Raw genomic sequence first — 15,602 nt, forward strand, 5'->3', positions numbered from 1 at the left:
CAATATAACTATCGAAAGAATATCACTGAAATATATAAACAAAAGACTATCTAAGAGATATCAACCTTAAGGTTACTTCTTAGATAGTCTTTTAGTTATACTGCGCTAACTGTTTCTCCCAAATATGCTTTCTTAATTTCCTCATTTAGAAGCAGTTCTTTTCCTGTACCTTGCATTGTAATAATTCCAGTTTCCATTACGTATCCATAGTCTGCAATTTTTAATGCAAGGTTTGCATTTTGTTCAACAAGTAATATAGTAACTCCTTGTTTATGAATTTCTTTCATTATATTAAAAATATCTTGAACAACTATAGGTGCAAGTCCCAAAGATGGCTCATCCATCATTAAAAGCTTTGGCTTTGACATAAGAGCTCTTCCTATAGCTAGCATCTGCTGCTCACCACCAGAAAGTGTTCCTGCCTGCTGCCATTTTCTTTCTTCTAACCTAGGAAATAATGAATACACCCATTTAATATCCTCTTCTATAGCCTTTTTATCTTTTCTATAATAAGCTCCAAGTTTAATATTTTCTAAAACTGAAAGATTTGGGAAAATCCTTCTTCCTTCTGGGACAAGGGTTAATCCCTTCTGCGCAAGGTTCCTAGTCTTTTCCTTTAATAAATCATTACCTTCATAGCTTATTTTGCCGCCCTTTGGTTTTTCAAGTCCAACAATAGTTCTAAGCAAAGTGCTTTTCCCAGCTCCGTTAGCACCTACTATAGTAATTATCTTTCCTTCTTCAACTTTTATATTGACTCCTTTTAAAGCTTCAATGCCTCCGTAAGCTACAACCAAATCTTCTACTTTAAGCATCTTCACTCACCCCCAAGTATGCTTCTATAACTCTTTTACTATTTTGAATCTTAGAAGGAGTTCCTTCCTCAATTACAGCACCATAATCTAAAACGTAAATTCTATCAGAAATACCCATAACTAGTTGCATATGATGCTCAATTAATAAAATCGTAAGGTTATATTCTTTTCTTATATCCCTTATAAAATCTGTGAGTTCTTGTGATTCTGTTGGATTCATACCTGCCGCTGGTTCATCTAATAATAATATCTTTGGTTCTGTTGCTAGAGCTCTCGCTATTTCGAGTCTTCTTTGTTTTCCATAAGGAAGCGAACTTGCTTTTACGTCTTTATATTCTAAAAGTCCAACTTTATCTAAAAGCTCAAGAGATTTTTCTATCATCTCTTTTTCTTCACTTCTATATTTCGGTAACTTTAACATACCTCCTAAGAAAGAAGATTTAACATGAAGATGGTTTGCTATTAATACATTATCTAAAACTGATAATTCCTTAAATAACCTTATATTTTGAAAGGTTCTAGATATACCCTTTTTGGCTATAACATCAGGTTTTAATCCATTTATTTGTCCACCATTAAAAGTTATTACTCCTTCTGTTGGTGCATACACTCCTGTAATCATATTGAAAGCAGTTGTTTTTCCTGCCCCATTTGGTCCTATTATGGATATGATTTCACCTTCATTTAAGGTTAGATTTAGATTTTTTACTGCAGTAATTCCTCCAAATCTCATAGTAAGATTATTGGCTTTTAAAAGCTCCACTCTTCTCATCTCCTTTTCCCTTTGCTATTCTTCTTATAAAAGCTCTTATGCCATCCCAAGTAAACTCCTTATTGCCCATGAGTCCGTTTCTGAAGAATAGCACTGCAACCATAAGTAGTATGGAGAATACAACCATTCTCATTCCTGATATTCCTTTTAATCTTACAAAGCCCAAGTTTATACTCTCATCTAAAAATCTCAATGCTTCCATTGCAATAGTAATTACAAAAGCAGAAATTACACTTCCTGATATACTGCTCATTCCACCTAATACTATGATAAGTAATATGTTGTAGGTCATCGTAAATCTAAACATAAGTGGATCTATTGTACAAATTAAACTTGCCATTAATCCACCACCAATAGCTGCGAAAAATGCACCTATAGCGAAAGATATCATCTTATGTTTGAATAAATTTATTCCCATATTTTCTGCTGCTATTTCATCTTCCCTTATAGCCTTTAAAGCTCGCCCGTGACTGCTGTTTATTAAAGATGCTATTAAGATTACTGTTATTACTGCTATTCCAAAGGACCACCATAAATTAGTATTCGCTGGTATAGATTTTATTCCCATTGATCCATTTGTTATATTTTGAGTATTAGTAAAAATAACTCTTATTATTTCTCCAAATCCTAGTGTCGCAATAGCTAAATAATCACCTCTTAATCTAAGAATTGGCGCTCCAATTAAAAGTGCAACTAGCGCAGATAATATCCCGCCGATTAATAAAGCTACAGGGAATGGTACTTGTAAATTTGCAAGTGGTTCGATTATTGGTTGCATAAAGAACACCTGAGCTTTAGTCTCTGAAGACATGGTTAAAAGTGCTGTTGTATATGCTCCTATCGCCATAAATCCAGCATGCCCTAAAGAAAATAATCCCGTAAAACCATTAATCAAATTCATACTTACAGCTAAAATTACATATATAGCACATAAGTTTAAAATTCTAACTTTATATGAATCCATATTTTTATCTGCTACAAATACCATTAGAAATAAGACTACTAAAAATATCGCCGTTAATATTAAGTTTTTCTTTTTCATATTCTACACCTTCTCCGCAACATTTTTTCCCATTATTCCTTCTGGTTTAACAAGTAATATGACTATAAGAAGAATAAATGCAAAAGCATCTCTGTATCCAGTAAGTCCAGGCGCAAAGGCTACTAGCATTACTTCTGTAAGCCCTAAGATAAATCCACCTAAAACTGCTCCTTTGATATCTCCAATTCCTCCAATTACAGCTGCAATAAAGCATTTAATTCCAGGCATAAGTCCCATCAATGGTAATAATGTAGTATATTTAAGTCCCCACATAACTCCACCTACTGATGCAAGTAAAGAACCTATAACGAAAGTAAGTGAAATTATTCTGTTTGTATTAATACTCATAAGTGCAGAAGTTTCATAATCCCTTGAAACAGCTCTCATAGCCATTCCGACCTTTGTACGATTAACAAGATATAATAACCCTACCAATAATATAATTGTTACAACTGGTATTATTACTGTAAGCTTTTGCATTGTAACCGATCCAATAGTTATATTATCTGTAAATAATGCTATCTGCGGAAAAGACTTTGGTGTACCTCCAAAAGCAACTGTAGCTACACTTTCTAAAAGAAAAGAAACACCTATAGCTGAAATTAAAATAGACGTCTTTGGTGCATTTCTAAGAGGCTTATATGCCGCTCTCTCAATAACAATTCCAAGAACAGAGGTTACTGCTATAGCAACAATTACTGCTACATACCATGGCATTGAAAAGACCACTATACTATAGAAAGCAAAATATGCTCCCATCATAAATATGTCTCCGTGAGCAAAATTAATAAGCCTTAGTATTCCGTACACCATTGTGTACCCAATTGCTATAAGTGCATAAAGACTTCCCAAAGAGATACCATTAACTAAGTGCTGAAAAAACGTGTCTAGACTCATTATGTTCATAGTTATTTCTCCTTTAAAATTTAGGGAGAACTTTCTAGTTCTCCCCAGTATCTTTATTTCTTAAGGTTGTACTACATCAAGATATTTAAACTTACCTTTTTCAACAGTTTTAATTATTGCTGGCTTAATCGCATTTCTGTTTTTATCAAAGTTAAGTACACCAGCTGAACCTTGGAAATCTTTAATTTCCGCTATTGTATCTCTAAGTTTTACAGAGTCAACTGTGCCAGAATCAGTTAGTCCTGTTTTTTCTATAGCTTGTACTAATAAAAGATAAGCGTCATAAGCTAATGCCGCAACTGCAGCTGGTTCTTCATTTCCGTACATTTCCTTATACTTGTTTAAGAATTTTGTTGTTTCATTAGTTAAAGGATTTGCTGCATCAAAGAATGTTGAGAAAGTAACTCCTTCAACAGCATCTCCGCCTATTGATAAGAAGTCTGGATTTTCCCAAGTATCTCCTCCAAGTATTGGACATGTAATTCCAAGTTGTCTTGCTTGTTTAGTAAGCATCGCAGATTCAGTAAAGTTACCAGGAGCAAATATTACGTCTGGATTCTTTTGTTTTATATTTGTAAGCTGTGCAGAGAAATCAGTATCTCCTGTATTATAATTAGCTTTTTCAACTATACAATTTTTATCTCCAGTAAGTTTTGAAAGATTATCTTCGAAATATTTAGATAAACCAACCGCATAGTCATTTGATACTTCTTGAACTATAGCTGCTTTTTTAACTTTTAACTTATTAAATGCATAGTTTGCCATAACTTCACCTTGGAATGGATCTATAAAACAAACTCTAAAATAATATTCATTTCCTTCTGTTACCATAGGGTTTGTACAAGATGTACCAATAGTAGGTATCTTACCATTTTTTACAGTTTCCCCTGCTGCTAATGATAAGGAACTTCCCCAACTTCCTATGATTGCAGAAACTTTCTCTTTCTCAACTAATCTTGATGCAGCATTTGCAGCTTCAACCTTATCAGACTTGTTGTCTACAGTAACTAATTCAATTTTCTTTCCTAGCACTTCAGGATATAATGCTTTAGCAACCTCTAATCCTTTGATTTCGATTTGTCCTCCTGCCGCATTTGCACCTGTCAACGGTTCAAATACACCAATTCTGATTACATCAGAACTTGCATTAGATGAACTTCCAGTCTTTTCGACTTCACAACCAGCAAAGCTTGTCGCTAATAGTAAAGTACTAAGTAACATAGCTAACTTTTTTTTCATACTCTCCACTCCCATTCATGTTGAATAAATTGTTATTTGTTTATTTCTCTTACTTTAAATACATTTTTCCTTAATTATATATTAGTTAATAATATCCTGTCAATGATAACTGCTTTATACTTTTTTATATTCATAAATAACACTTTATTAAATTACAAATTATTTTTTTATCATTTAGTTAATTTGTTTAACAGTTTGTTAATTCAAATTATCAGATAAATTAAAGAAATCCACCCCTTTTACCATTTTAATCAAGAGATGGATTTTTTTATTTATATAGGTTTGCTTTTCAATTTTTCTATAATAAACACTTTTGTAAGTATCTCTTTTTCCCAGCATAATTTCTAATGGCTTTGTTAAAAATGAACCCTCACTAACCAAAACTTTACATTAGTTTCATTCCACCCCAAATCCCAAGGCACCTTATTTCTATCACTATTATGACAAGTAACCAAAGAATATCCCTTTGAATCAGCACCACTAACTACAGAAATATGCGTAATATCTCCTTTCTTTTCATATGCTACAAAATCACCTGGAAGCAGCTTATAAGAGGATTTATAAACCTTGTTATAATCACCATAATCTATTACTGAAGCTCTTCCACTGTTTAACATATATCTTTTAAATTTATCTGCATTAACCCATGGTCCAGTAGCACTTCCTCTATCATAGTTCCAACCTGCTGTCTTTTTAAACTTTCCACCTTCAAAGAGTATCTGAGATGCAAAGTTAGCACAATCTCCACCTTGAGGATTAAAGTCTACATACTTACTATTATACTTAAATCCATATTTTGGCTCACTTGCAGAACCGCAAAATTGTTCAGCATAAGCAATAGCACCACGTCTTCTTTCATTTAAATTTGAAAAATCTCTAGGTCCTTGCGAAACTATATATTGTCTTATTGCTTCAACCTTTAAGTTTTTTAAATCTAAAGAATCTCCGAGAGGATCTTTATACCACTCTTTTGTGACTATCCATGTATTATCTGACTTTGCTAAAGACATAACATGATAGGTACCTAAACGAAAACTATTGATAGCAACTGGATCTTTTTCATATCTATATTTATATTCTGTCGAACATAAGAAATTTATAGACATACTATCCTTATTACCTTTTACACTCTTTATCACAATGTCAGGGTTTATTTCTATAAATTCTGCACCTTGCTTCTCTTCCCAATTGTGAAGATACCTATCTCTACTTTGTTCGTATTCATATGCCCAAATTCCATACTTGGTTTTCATATTATAAATAGTTTTTATGGGTTCTAAATCCCCAATTATCATAGAATTATTCTTTATTAGGAATATATCCTTAATTATTTCTTGTGCCTCTTCTTTAGTAACTGCTGCAACAGTATCAATAGCCTCACCCTTAACCAAAGAAATGATACTTGAGCAAAAAAGCAAAATAAAAAAGATATATCTTATGAGTAAAATTCTTCTTTTAGATTTCTTATCCATATTACAACCCCTTCATCGTAAGCTAGATAGCTAATCATCCTACCGCGTTGTTTATAACTTCTATACTATGAGCTACCTTTTCATTTTTAGTATCTACAGCTCCATACCAAGGTGTGATATTTTCAGAACCGTCTCTAAAATATCTTGCCTTTATAATGATCTCAGGACGATATTCATAATGAAGAATATCAAAATGGCTCCACTTGCCGCCCCAAATGAAATAATTATTTTCAAATACTTGTGGCAGTTCTTTAGGATACTCTTTTATTCTTTGATTTCCTTGTTCTAAAGATGCCCACTGCCAATAATCTTTAGGATTACTTGCAAGATCTATTGCTATTCCAAAACTATGAGGACTTAACCTTCCTGTACCAGATATCACTCTATAATTGTAGGTTCCATTTATAGGATATACGCAAGCCATTGCTTTTCCATTAGTCTGAGATAGTGTTCCAATTTGTTTCATTATTTGAACAAGCCTATCATTTGCATAATTATTGCTATTAAATCGAAGTCCATTAACTGCACACCTTAAGTTTTTTTCTATTTCACCTTTATTTTTACCATATACTTCATGAAGAAGTGAATAAACCCGTATCCTTCCTGGATCAAAATTTTCTTTCATAACAGAACTAATCGATGTAAGCGGATATACTTGCTCTAGCATATCTTGAAGATCTGGATTCTTTAATTTTTGGTCAATATTCTTTTTTACCATGTCATCATAAAGTATCTTATTTCCAGACTTCATAACAACGTATATCAGCCCGCTATTTTCTTTAACAACTCCTTCTATGTGATCTGGATATCCCATCATAAGACATAATAAATCTTGTTTCATAATAGTTTTATATTTCTCATCAAGGGTAATATTGTTATCTTCACTTGACTCCTCACCTTTTGCTTGAAAGCACGTTACAGAAAGTATAACAGCTAAAAATATCGTCGCTATTTTCCTCATAAATACCCACCTTTTTTCACTTATTATTTCATAGACATTTTTTATTTTTTCCCTTTACATTAATGATTATTCGTATATATAAATTAACTTTAATTGTATAAATATAGGTTTTCAATGTAGCTTCAATAATTGGATATATATGCTGTTTGTTATTTTACTTAAACTTGCAACCAAATCCATTTTAATGCATTATGTATTTTCAATTTAAATACATGTATATTTTTACATATTTGTTTTTTGACACAATTTTGTCACAATCAACTAATATAATAAAAATATAAATTATTACTTAAATAGCTTAAGTAATTTAAATATCTTAGGGAGGTTTATATATGAGAAAATGTGACAGTATACTTACAACTACTACATTTATAATAACTGCTAGTTTATCTTTAACTCTAATGTCTGGTTACGGAAGCAATCAGCAAAATACTCCCGTAACTACTGTTGCTAGTACCACTCTTCCCGCTATAACTGATGACAATAATTCTATTTCTAAAAAATAGAACCATACTTTTAACCGCTAAACCCTTACTACATAATAAAAGGCTGAATGCAAACAATGTTAATATCTTTGTTTACATTCAGCCCTCTTAATTTTAACTAAAAACTTAAAATGATAAATTCAGATCTATTTCCTGAATACATCTAAAGATTTTTCTATTGTAGAATCACTATTATAAGTCATAGGTTCAATATTAGGAAACATAGTTATCATCCTATAAATGTATACCAAAATGATAATTATTATAATAGTAATATAAAATATTTTCTCATTTTTTTTGCTTCCCCAAAGAGGCTTTCTTCCAAACATTATGTATAGCAAAGCAACAGGAATAAGCCAAAACAGTGGATGATAATAAACAGCTGATGCAAAGTCCAAATGAAATGCAGCTTTGCAAGCCCTAGTTATCCCACAGCTCGGACAAGGTATTCCAAAAATTCGTCTTATAGGACAATCTCCAAAGATAAGAATCGCCATTATCAAAGCTAATATCATGGCCCCTTGATTCTTTAAAAAAACTATTACCTTTTTTTTCATTCTTACTCTCCACCATAGTTATAATAAAATATAACATCAAAATATTTTATTATATAATACCTACATTATTTTTACATCCCTATATCAGATCTATAACCATACTAACATCTTTAAATTTGCTTATCAAACTTTATCATTGATAAAAGTACCAATCGCTTTAATCAATAGATTCCTATATAAAGTTAAAATCATGTTATCTTAATCCATAATATCAAAAACTTTAATCTGTAATATACTATATATAGTAATAATTATTCTAGGTGATGCTATTGGAACAACTAATAAAAAAATCTTTAAAACTCACATATTCAGTGGTAAAACCAGTAATAGATATGGCAACTGATATGGTAAAACAAGACCGAGCTTATCCAAAATCTACAGAGGCCTTAATAAATGGTAAAAATTTTCAAAATAAAACAGGATATTTTATTTGGGTAGATAAAAGAAATTTTAAGGTTAATGTGTTTCAATATAAAAATAATGGCTGGGTTCTATTAAAAAGTTTTTTATGTTCCATAGGAAAACCTTCAACCCCTACCCCTGAAGGTATTTTTTCTATAGGCATTAAAGGCCTATTTTTCGGTACTGAAAAAGGTTATAAAGCTAGATATTACACCCAGTATAAAGACAATTATTTGTTTCATTCAATCCTCTATAATCTAGATGGAACTATACGAGATGGTAGACTTGGCATGGCCATTTCTGATGGTTGTATAAGACTATCACTTTTTAATGCGAAGTGGATTTTTGATAACATCCCTAAAAACACCGGCGTATACATCACATAAGTGGCACCCTAAATCTTCGATTTAGATGGTGGAACTTACTCCTCAACCTAAGTTGAGGAGTTTCCTTTTTTCACCCTAAATCTTTGATTTACTTGGTGGAGCTTACTCCTCAACCCAAGTTGAAAAATCCCCTTTTTTCACTCTAAATCCTCGATTTAGTTAACAAAATTTACTCATCAACTAATGCTTACTTTTAAAACTTTAATTGATTAGTAAGATTATTTAAATCTTTAATTTTAATTTGTTACTGTTACTACACAAGTAACCTTTTTATTACTATTGCTTTCAGCTACTGCCGATATAGTAGCGATTCCTGGAGAAACTCCAGTAACTACCCCTTGGCTGTCTACCACAGCAATATTCGTGTTGCTACTTGACCAGATTATATTTTTATTAGTAGCATCAATTGGCGTAATAGTTAATACTAACGCTAGATCTTGTCCTGCTTTTATCGCTGCTTTAGTTTTATCAAGTAAAATAGATCTAATTGAGTTTACAACTGTTATTTGTGAAGTTGCTACAAATCCACCTTCTTGTGTAGTAGCAATTATAGTAGCATTTCCAACAGATACAGCTGTTACTTTTCCTGTAATATCTACAGTTGCTACACTTGTATTGCTACTTGTCCAAATAACATGATTATTCAATGCTGAAGATGGCATTACAGTAGCTTTTAATTGCAGATTTTCTGTTTTATTCATTGTTACAGAGGTTCTATCTATTTTTACCCCTTGAACTTTTGGTGTTACAGATATAACACGAGCTGCTTTTCTAATTCCATCCTCTGAAGTTGCTATTATCATACAAGTTCCAGGTGCCATTGCTGTAACTAGTCCATTTGCATCTACCTTTGCAATTTTCTCATCGCTGCTCGACCATTTTATTGACGTCTTAGTTGCATTACTTGGAAGTACTGATGCTAAAAATTGATATGTACCATTCTCCTGAATATAGTCTATGCTTTGAGAAATATTAACTCCTGTTACTGGATTTATTACCTTTATCACAGATTGTGCTTTTAGTCCACCATCAACAGTTGTTACAGTTATTGTTGCACTTCCAACAGATACTGCTGTTACTTTTCCTAATGCATCAACCGTAGCTACACTTGGATTTGAGCTACTCCAAGTAATATTTTTATTCATTGCATTGGTTGGATACACTGTTGCTAATAATGCTATTGTCTTACCTATATCTACTTCAGCTGTGTTCCTATCTGATACCACTGAAGCAATTGGTGGAACTACTGCTACTGCACAAGATGCTATCCTACCTCCATTTTCTGTGGTTACCGTTATAATAGCATTACCTAAACTTATAGCTGTTACTTTTCCTGTTGCATCAACTGTAGCTATTGCTGTATTACTACTTTTCCATGTAACCTTCTTGTTTGTCGCATCATTAGGTCCTACCGTTGCAACAAGTGTAATACTTTTACCTTTAGTGATACTTGCTGCAGTCTTATCAAGTTTTATCATTGTAGTAGGAATTATTACTGTGATTGTTGATGTTGCTTCATATCCCCCATCTTGAGTCTTTGCTTTTATTATAGCTACCCCTGGTTGTATCCCTATAACTTTACCAGTTGCATCTACAGTGGCTACCTGTGTGTTGCTACTTGTCCAGGTCACCTTCTTGTTTGCTGCATTTGTAGGTGTTACTGTTTCCTTTAAGAATATGTATCCGCCTTTAGATATTTGTGCTTTTGCAATATTTAATGATATACCTTTTACTTTAGTACTAACAGTTATAATACTAGAAACGCGTTTACTTCCTTCTTCTGTTGTAGCGGTTATTCTAGTACTACCTGGTGCTACTGCTGTTACTTGTCCAGTTTGATCAACTTTAGCTATTCTTTCATCACTACTTGTCCATACAACCTTTTTATTCGTTGCATTTGTAGGCATAACTATTGCTGTAAGCTTTAAGTTTTCACCTTCTGGTATAGTTCCACTTAGTTTGTCTAAAGTTACCCCTGTAACTGGAATAGTAGTTACTGCTGAAACACCAAAATTCTGAAAAATAATCATAAATGTCAAGATTGCTACAAAAACTTTTTTCCACTTTTTCACTTTCATTTTTCACCCTCCTTATATTTTTTTCCATTTTAATTGTCGTATATTTTTTCATAACTCTTTATAGTGTTCATTTTGAATCCTTTCACTAATAAGTAAAATACACTCCTCTTGGCACGATCATATAGTTCAAAAGAGCACAGGGTTGTTACATTAGTGCTTTTAACCACTAATACAACAACCCCTTTTACTTTTCTATTGTCCAATATATTAATTTATATATTCTTTCTAAACTTTTAATTATTTTTTATTAAGAAAGTTCTCTATAAAGTAAATGTAACTTCCTTTGATAATGTCACTCCCATTTTTGAATTAATAAATCTAACAACTAAACTATGATTGCCTTTAGTAAGTTTGCTTACATCAATCTTACCTGCAAAACCTGTATTTTTCCTGTTATATTCCTTGTAAGCTATATATACATCTGGTCTATCTAGTCCATTGTTAACTTTATTAAAGTTCTACTTAGTTACTTTTTTACATACATAATCCAAGGATCTGTGGAAGTCTCTATTCCATTTCCATCTACAATTCTAAATTGTGTATGATAGGTACCTGTCGTCAGATTACTTATATCTAAGGCTGCTCTGAAACCTGCCTTCTGATTGTTGTAGTCTTTAAAAGCATTATACACATCTGGTCTACTTATGTTATATTCACATTCATAAACAGTACTGTTTATAACCATTGTAACCTTTGATATGCCAGCCTTGCTCAATGCCCATCCACCAATATTTAAAGTATTTCCCGTAACTGTTATTCCATTTTGAAGGGTATCAATACTGTATTTTAAAGTGTTTTGTCTGTTGAATATTACTTCATTTGAATTAATAGTTCTACCAGTACTATCAGTAAACACTAATACCAACTTGTGCTTATAATAATCCAACTTACTAATGTCTACTGTTCCATTAAACCCTGCAGTTCCATTATTATAATCTTTAAAGGCATTGTAGACATCTGGTCTACTTACTCCATACTTTAAGTCATATGGCACTCCATCAACTAAAGCCTGTACTTTAGTGATTTTAGACTTATTCAACGCCCAACCACTAACATTTAATACATCTCCAGTAATTAACTTTCCTTGGGTTGGTGTATCTATATTATATTTCAAGGTACTTTGGACATTAAATTTAATAGTCTCTGATACTTTCTGAAATCCACTTGCATCAGTAATTCTTATCGCTAAAGAGTGGGTTCCATATGGTAGCTTACTTATATCAACTTTACCATTAAAGCCTGAAGTTTTATTATTATATTCCTTATATGCATTGTATACATCGGTTCTACTCAATCCATATTTAAGGTCTTGAGGCACTCCATCGATTAATGCTTCAACTTTAACTACATTTCGCTTACTTAAAGCCCATCCACCAACTTCTAGAGTATTTGTAATCTCTGTCCTACCAGCTTGCGGAGTATCTATAGAATATTGGGTTGAGTCTTCAACATCGAACGGAACAAAAGCTACTGATTGAGTTCTTCCTACTCCATCAGTAATTATTATGTTAAAATAATGAGAACCATAATATAATTTACTAATATCTATAGTACCACTAAAGCCACATGCTTGACTATTATATTGTTTATACGCATTATATACATCTGGTCTATTTAAACCATATTCTATTTGTTGGTAAGTTTTCTGTCCATCAACTACAACTTCAACTTTCTTTATTCCTGATTTGCTTAACGCCCATCCGCTTACATTTATGAACTTTCCTGAAAAAGTCTTATTATAGCCAGGTGAATCCATATTAGATATAGAATTCTTTACGTCAAACCAAATTCCAACGGGAAATGTAACCTTTCCCCCAGCTTCTGTTACTTTTACTTTTAAGAAGTGATTTCCATATTCCAAACCTGTAAGGTCTACACTACCACTAAAACCTGCACTTTTATTATTGTAATCTTTAAAAGCATTATATACATCTATTCTAGATACTCCATACTTTAATTGGACTGGAGTTCTATCATCTATGATTGCTTCAACTTTTTCTATACCTGACTTGCTTATTGCCCAACCACTAACATTTAAACTTGAACTCGTAACTAAATCCCATTCTTTAACACTATCTAATGTTGTTTTTAAAGTACCACGAATATTAAAGTTTATTGCTGGTGTAAGTTCTACTCTTCCACTTATATAAGTAACCTTTAGTTGCAATGTATGAGGACCATATGCATATTCTTTGATATCCATATTTCCACTAAAACCTGACTTACTGTTATTATAATCCCTGAAAGCATTATATACATCGGTTCTAGCTAAACCATAATTTAATGCTTGAGTTTTACCACCATCTATAACAGCTTCTATTTTAGCTATCCATGCTTTACTTAATGCCCATCCACTTAGTGATAAAGTATTCCCTGTGGCATCCATTCCTGGCCTTACAGTATCCACGCTATACTTTAATGTATTGATAGTAGTAAATTTAACAGTATCTGAAAAACTAACTATCCCTCTTTCATCTGTAAACATCAAAGTTAACTCATGATTTCCATATGGTAAATCACTTATATCTAAATTCCCCGCAAAGCCTGATTGTTTATTGCCATAGGCTGGGAAAGCGCCAAATACATCTGGTCTATTTAAATTATAATCTATTTCTATACCTCTATTATCTACTAAAGCTTCTACCTTATTAATACCATACTTACTTAAAGCCCATCCACTTATATCTAAGGTATCTCCTGTGATCACTTTCTTTTGACTTGGATTATCTATACTATATTTCAAGGTTTGATCTTTCGGAATTGAAGTATGATCAACTGGTAAGTATAGTATATCTATAGCACAACTACTGATTTGTTCACTATAACTAAATACTTTTAAATAGAAATCCCTAGTTTGATAATGGTTGGATATATAAAATTCTGTTCTATCTCCAATTTGTATAAATCTATCTGGGAAATATAAACTATCAGAAAAAATATTTACCCATAAATTTTTATCTGCAGTATTCATTGTAATTTTTGCTACAGTATTGTCTGGTATTTGAAGCTTGTACCAATCAACATCACCAACAGGATTTAGTTCACAAATAAATGCTGGTTTTGAATTATATATTCCTCGTGGATTTGAAGGAATATTATCATCCTCGTACCCAGTAGTTATATTATCAAATACTCCTGTTAATACAGCTTTAACATTAAATATTCCACTTCCATAAAACTGATTTGGAGAATCTACCAATAATCGGTTTGAATACTCTTTAATTTTGTCTTGAATATCAGTCACCGTTAATTGTGGCTCTTTGCTTAACATTAAAGCAACTTGTCCAGAAACCATTCCTGTGGCTACAGATGTTCCTTCTGCACTAAGATATTTTGTTCCAAATATGCCGTTAGGTACTGTTGAGTATATGTTTGCCCCTGGTGCAACTACATCAACTTCCTTACCAAAATTAGAAAAGTAGCATAATTGATTAGATTGATTTGTTGCTCCAACAGCTATAACATTATCATAAGCTGCGGGATAATTTACACCTTGAAAACCTAAGTTTCCTGATGCTGAAATAAGTATACAGCCTTTTGAAACAGCATAATCAACTGCTCCCTTTAATATAGCATCATCCTTTCCAGTACCTAAGCTGATATTTAATATCTTTGCACCATTATCAGCTGCCCACTTTATACCGTTTGCTATAGTGTTAGTATCACCAACACCATCCTTATTAAGAACCTTAACTGACAATAATTTGGCGTCATATGCGATTCCAGAAACTCCAATATTATTTTCTCTATCTGCTGCAATAATTCCAGCTACAAGTGTACCATGTCCATTATTATCCTCATATGAACCAATACCAGTAAAATCTTTTCCACCTATTACCTTACCAACTAAATCCTCATGTCTTGTATCTATTCCTGTATCAATTACTGCTACAGTAACACCCTTTCCAGTACTTACTGACCATACATCTGGAATTTTAAGTGTTTGCAAATACCACTGCTTGTCACTTACACTACTAATTGCGCCCATAGCTTGAACTGTATTATTTTCAACTTTATTTGATACATCAAACTTCTCATATTTATAGTTTGGTTGAATTAATTCAACATTTGGATCATTTTCAAGTTCCTCTATACGATCCTCTAGTTGCTCATTTTCTCCAACTTTAATCTTTTCAATTTTTACTTCATTATTCTTAGAACCAAAGAAATATTTTAATATTTTTGATTTATTTTCTTCGCTTTTATACTTTACTATAATCTCATTTTCAACAATATTTTCTCTATCAGTATAAAAGTCTTCTACATTAACCTTCTTCTCTACATTAGTATCTGCTAAAACCGATTCTGTTTGCGTAATGTTTAGCAGATTCACTAAAACTAAACCACTAATTAGTAATCCTAATAATCTTTTCTTCAAATGTTTTTACCCCTTTATTGTATTTTTAAAACTTCTAGTAACTACCAAAATATTATATTATCTTTTCTCACATCCCCTATTATGTTTATTCTTTTGTAACATATTATTA

12 protein-coding genes are annotated in these 15,602 nt (G+C 32.2%); 2 read left to right on the plus strand and 10 right to left on the minus strand.

Features of this window, described 5'->3' with window-relative positions; translation table 11 throughout:
• Positions 1-95: 95 nt before the first annotated feature.
• The 7 genes from CLOCEL_RS20495 to CLOCEL_RS20530 all read right to left on the minus strand — a co-directional run bounded on the left by CLOCEL_RS20495 (position 96) and on the right by CLOCEL_RS20530 (position 7,207).
• Positions 96-815: an ABC transporter ATP-binding protein gene (locus tag CLOCEL_RS20495; RefSeq protein ID WP_010074111.1), complete on the minus strand. Its 720-nt coding sequence runs from the start codon at positions 813-815 to the stop codon at positions 96-98.
• Positions 808-1,578 (minus strand): ABC transporter ATP-binding protein, encoded by a 771-nt coding sequence (locus CLOCEL_RS20500; RefSeq protein WP_010074112.1) that lies wholly within the window; start codon positions 1,576-1,578, stop codon positions 808-810. The genes CLOCEL_RS20495 and CLOCEL_RS20500 overlap by 8 nt, the downstream gene beginning before the upstream one ends.
• Positions 1,556-2,629, minus strand: a complete 1,074-nt coding sequence (locus CLOCEL_RS20505) for a branched-chain amino acid ABC transporter permease (protein ID WP_010074113.1) — start codon at positions 2,627-2,629, stop codon at positions 1,556-1,558. Before CLOCEL_RS20505 ends, CLOCEL_RS20500 begins: the two co-directional genes overlap by 23 nt.
• A gap of 3 nt (positions 2,630-2,632) precedes the next feature.
• A complete protein-coding gene (locus tag CLOCEL_RS20510) occupies positions 2,633-3,535 on the minus strand; it encodes a branched-chain amino acid ABC transporter permease (RefSeq protein ID WP_010074114.1) in 903 nt (300 codons plus the stop codon).
• Between the two features lie 60 nt (positions 3,536-3,595).
• On the minus strand, positions 3,596-4,774 hold the full coding sequence (locus CLOCEL_RS20515) for an ABC transporter substrate-binding protein (RefSeq protein ID WP_010074115.1): 1,179 nt from the start codon (positions 4,772-4,774) through the stop codon (positions 3,596-3,598).
• 356 nt (positions 4,775-5,130) lie between these two features.
• Positions 5,131-6,246 (minus strand): amidase domain-containing protein, encoded by a 1,116-nt coding sequence (locus CLOCEL_RS20525; protein ID WP_010074117.1) that lies wholly within the window; start codon positions 6,244-6,246, stop codon positions 5,131-5,133.
• Between the two features lie 34 nt (positions 6,247-6,280).
• Complete coding sequence (locus tag CLOCEL_RS20530) at positions 6,281-7,207, minus strand: M15 family metallopeptidase (RefSeq protein ID WP_010074118.1); 927 nt, start codon at positions 7,205-7,207, stop codon at positions 6,281-6,283.
• Positions 7,208-7,539: 332 nt separating this feature from the next.
• On the opposite strand from CLOCEL_RS20530, the gene CLOCEL_RS23375 reads away from it, so the two are divergent.
• Positions 7,540-7,713 carry a hypothetical protein gene (locus CLOCEL_RS23375; protein ID WP_010074119.1) on the plus strand — a complete coding sequence of 58 codons (174 nt, stop codon included), beginning with the start codon at positions 7,540-7,542 and terminating at the stop codon, positions 7,711-7,713.
• A 125-nt stretch (positions 7,714-7,838) separates the two neighbouring features.
• On the opposite strand, the gene CLOCEL_RS20535 is transcribed toward CLOCEL_RS23375, so the two are convergent.
• On the minus strand, positions 7,839-8,249 hold the full coding sequence (locus CLOCEL_RS20535) for a DUF2752 domain-containing protein (RefSeq protein WP_010074120.1): 411 nt from the start codon (positions 8,247-8,249) through the stop codon (positions 7,839-7,841).
• Positions 8,250-8,518: 269 nt separating this feature from the next.
• Here CLOCEL_RS20535 and CLOCEL_RS20540 point away from each other — a divergent pair, with 269 nt between their 5' ends.
• Positions 8,519-9,037: a L,D-transpeptidase gene (locus CLOCEL_RS20540; RefSeq protein WP_010074121.1), complete on the plus strand. Its 519-nt coding sequence runs from the start codon at positions 8,519-8,521 to the stop codon at positions 9,035-9,037.
• Positions 9,038-9,273: 236 nt separating this feature from the next.
• On the opposite strand, the gene CLOCEL_RS20545 is transcribed toward CLOCEL_RS20540, so the two are convergent.
• Both CLOCEL_RS20545 and CLOCEL_RS20550 read right to left on the minus strand, forming a co-directional pair.
• On the minus strand, positions 9,274-11,115 hold the full coding sequence (locus CLOCEL_RS20545) for an Ig-like domain-containing protein (RefSeq protein ID WP_010074122.1): 1,842 nt from the start codon (positions 11,113-11,115) through the stop codon (positions 9,274-9,276).
• A gap of 466 nt (positions 11,116-11,581) precedes the next feature.
• The gene (locus CLOCEL_RS20550) at positions 11,582-15,493 is read right to left on the minus strand and encodes a S8 family peptidase (protein ID WP_010074123.1); all 3,912 of its coding nucleotides are present in this window, start codon (positions 15,491-15,493) and stop codon (positions 11,582-11,584) included.
• Positions 15,494-15,602: the final 109 nt, after the last annotated feature.

It is taken from the genome of Clostridium cellulovorans 743B, assembly GCF_000145275.1.
In the GTDB taxonomy this organism is placed as follows: domain Bacteria; phylum Bacillota; class Clostridia; order Clostridiales; family Clostridiaceae; genus Clostridium_K; species Clostridium_K cellulovorans.

Excerpts from the sequence above, each read along its gene's own strand:
- CLOCEL_RS20510 (WP_010074114.1), bottom strand. The coding sequence starts at position 3,535 with ATGAACATAATGAGTCTAGACACGTTTTTTCAGCACTTAGTTAATGGT.
- CLOCEL_RS23375 (WP_010074119.1), top strand. The coding sequence starts at position 7,540 with ATGAGAAAATGTGACAGTATACTTACAACTACTACATTTATAATAACT.
- CLOCEL_RS20505 (WP_010074113.1), bottom strand. The coding sequence starts at position 2,629 with ATGAAAAAGAAAAACTTAATATTAACGGCGATATTTTTAGTAGTCTTA.
- CLOCEL_RS20545 (WP_010074122.1), bottom strand. The coding sequence starts at position 11,115 with ATGAAAGTGAAAAAGTGGAAAAAAGTTTTTGTAGCAATCTTGACATTT.
- CLOCEL_RS20515 (WP_010074115.1), bottom strand. The coding sequence starts at position 4,774 with ATGAAAAAAAAGTTAGCTATGTTACTTAGTACTTTACTATTAGCGACA.
- CLOCEL_RS20530 (WP_010074118.1), bottom strand. The coding sequence starts at position 7,207 with ATGAGGAAAATAGCGACGATATTTTTAGCTGTTATACTTTCTGTAACG.
- CLOCEL_RS20535 (WP_010074120.1), bottom strand. The coding sequence starts at position 8,249 with ATGAAAAAAAAGGTAATAGTTTTTTTAAAGAATCAAGGGGCCATGATA.
- CLOCEL_RS20495 (WP_010074111.1), bottom strand. The coding sequence starts at position 815 with ATGCTTAAAGTAGAAGATTTGGTTGTAGCTTACGGAGGCATTGAAGCT.
- CLOCEL_RS20525 (WP_010074117.1), bottom strand. The coding sequence starts at position 6,246 with ATGGATAAGAAATCTAAAAGAAGAATTTTACTCATAAGATATATCTTT.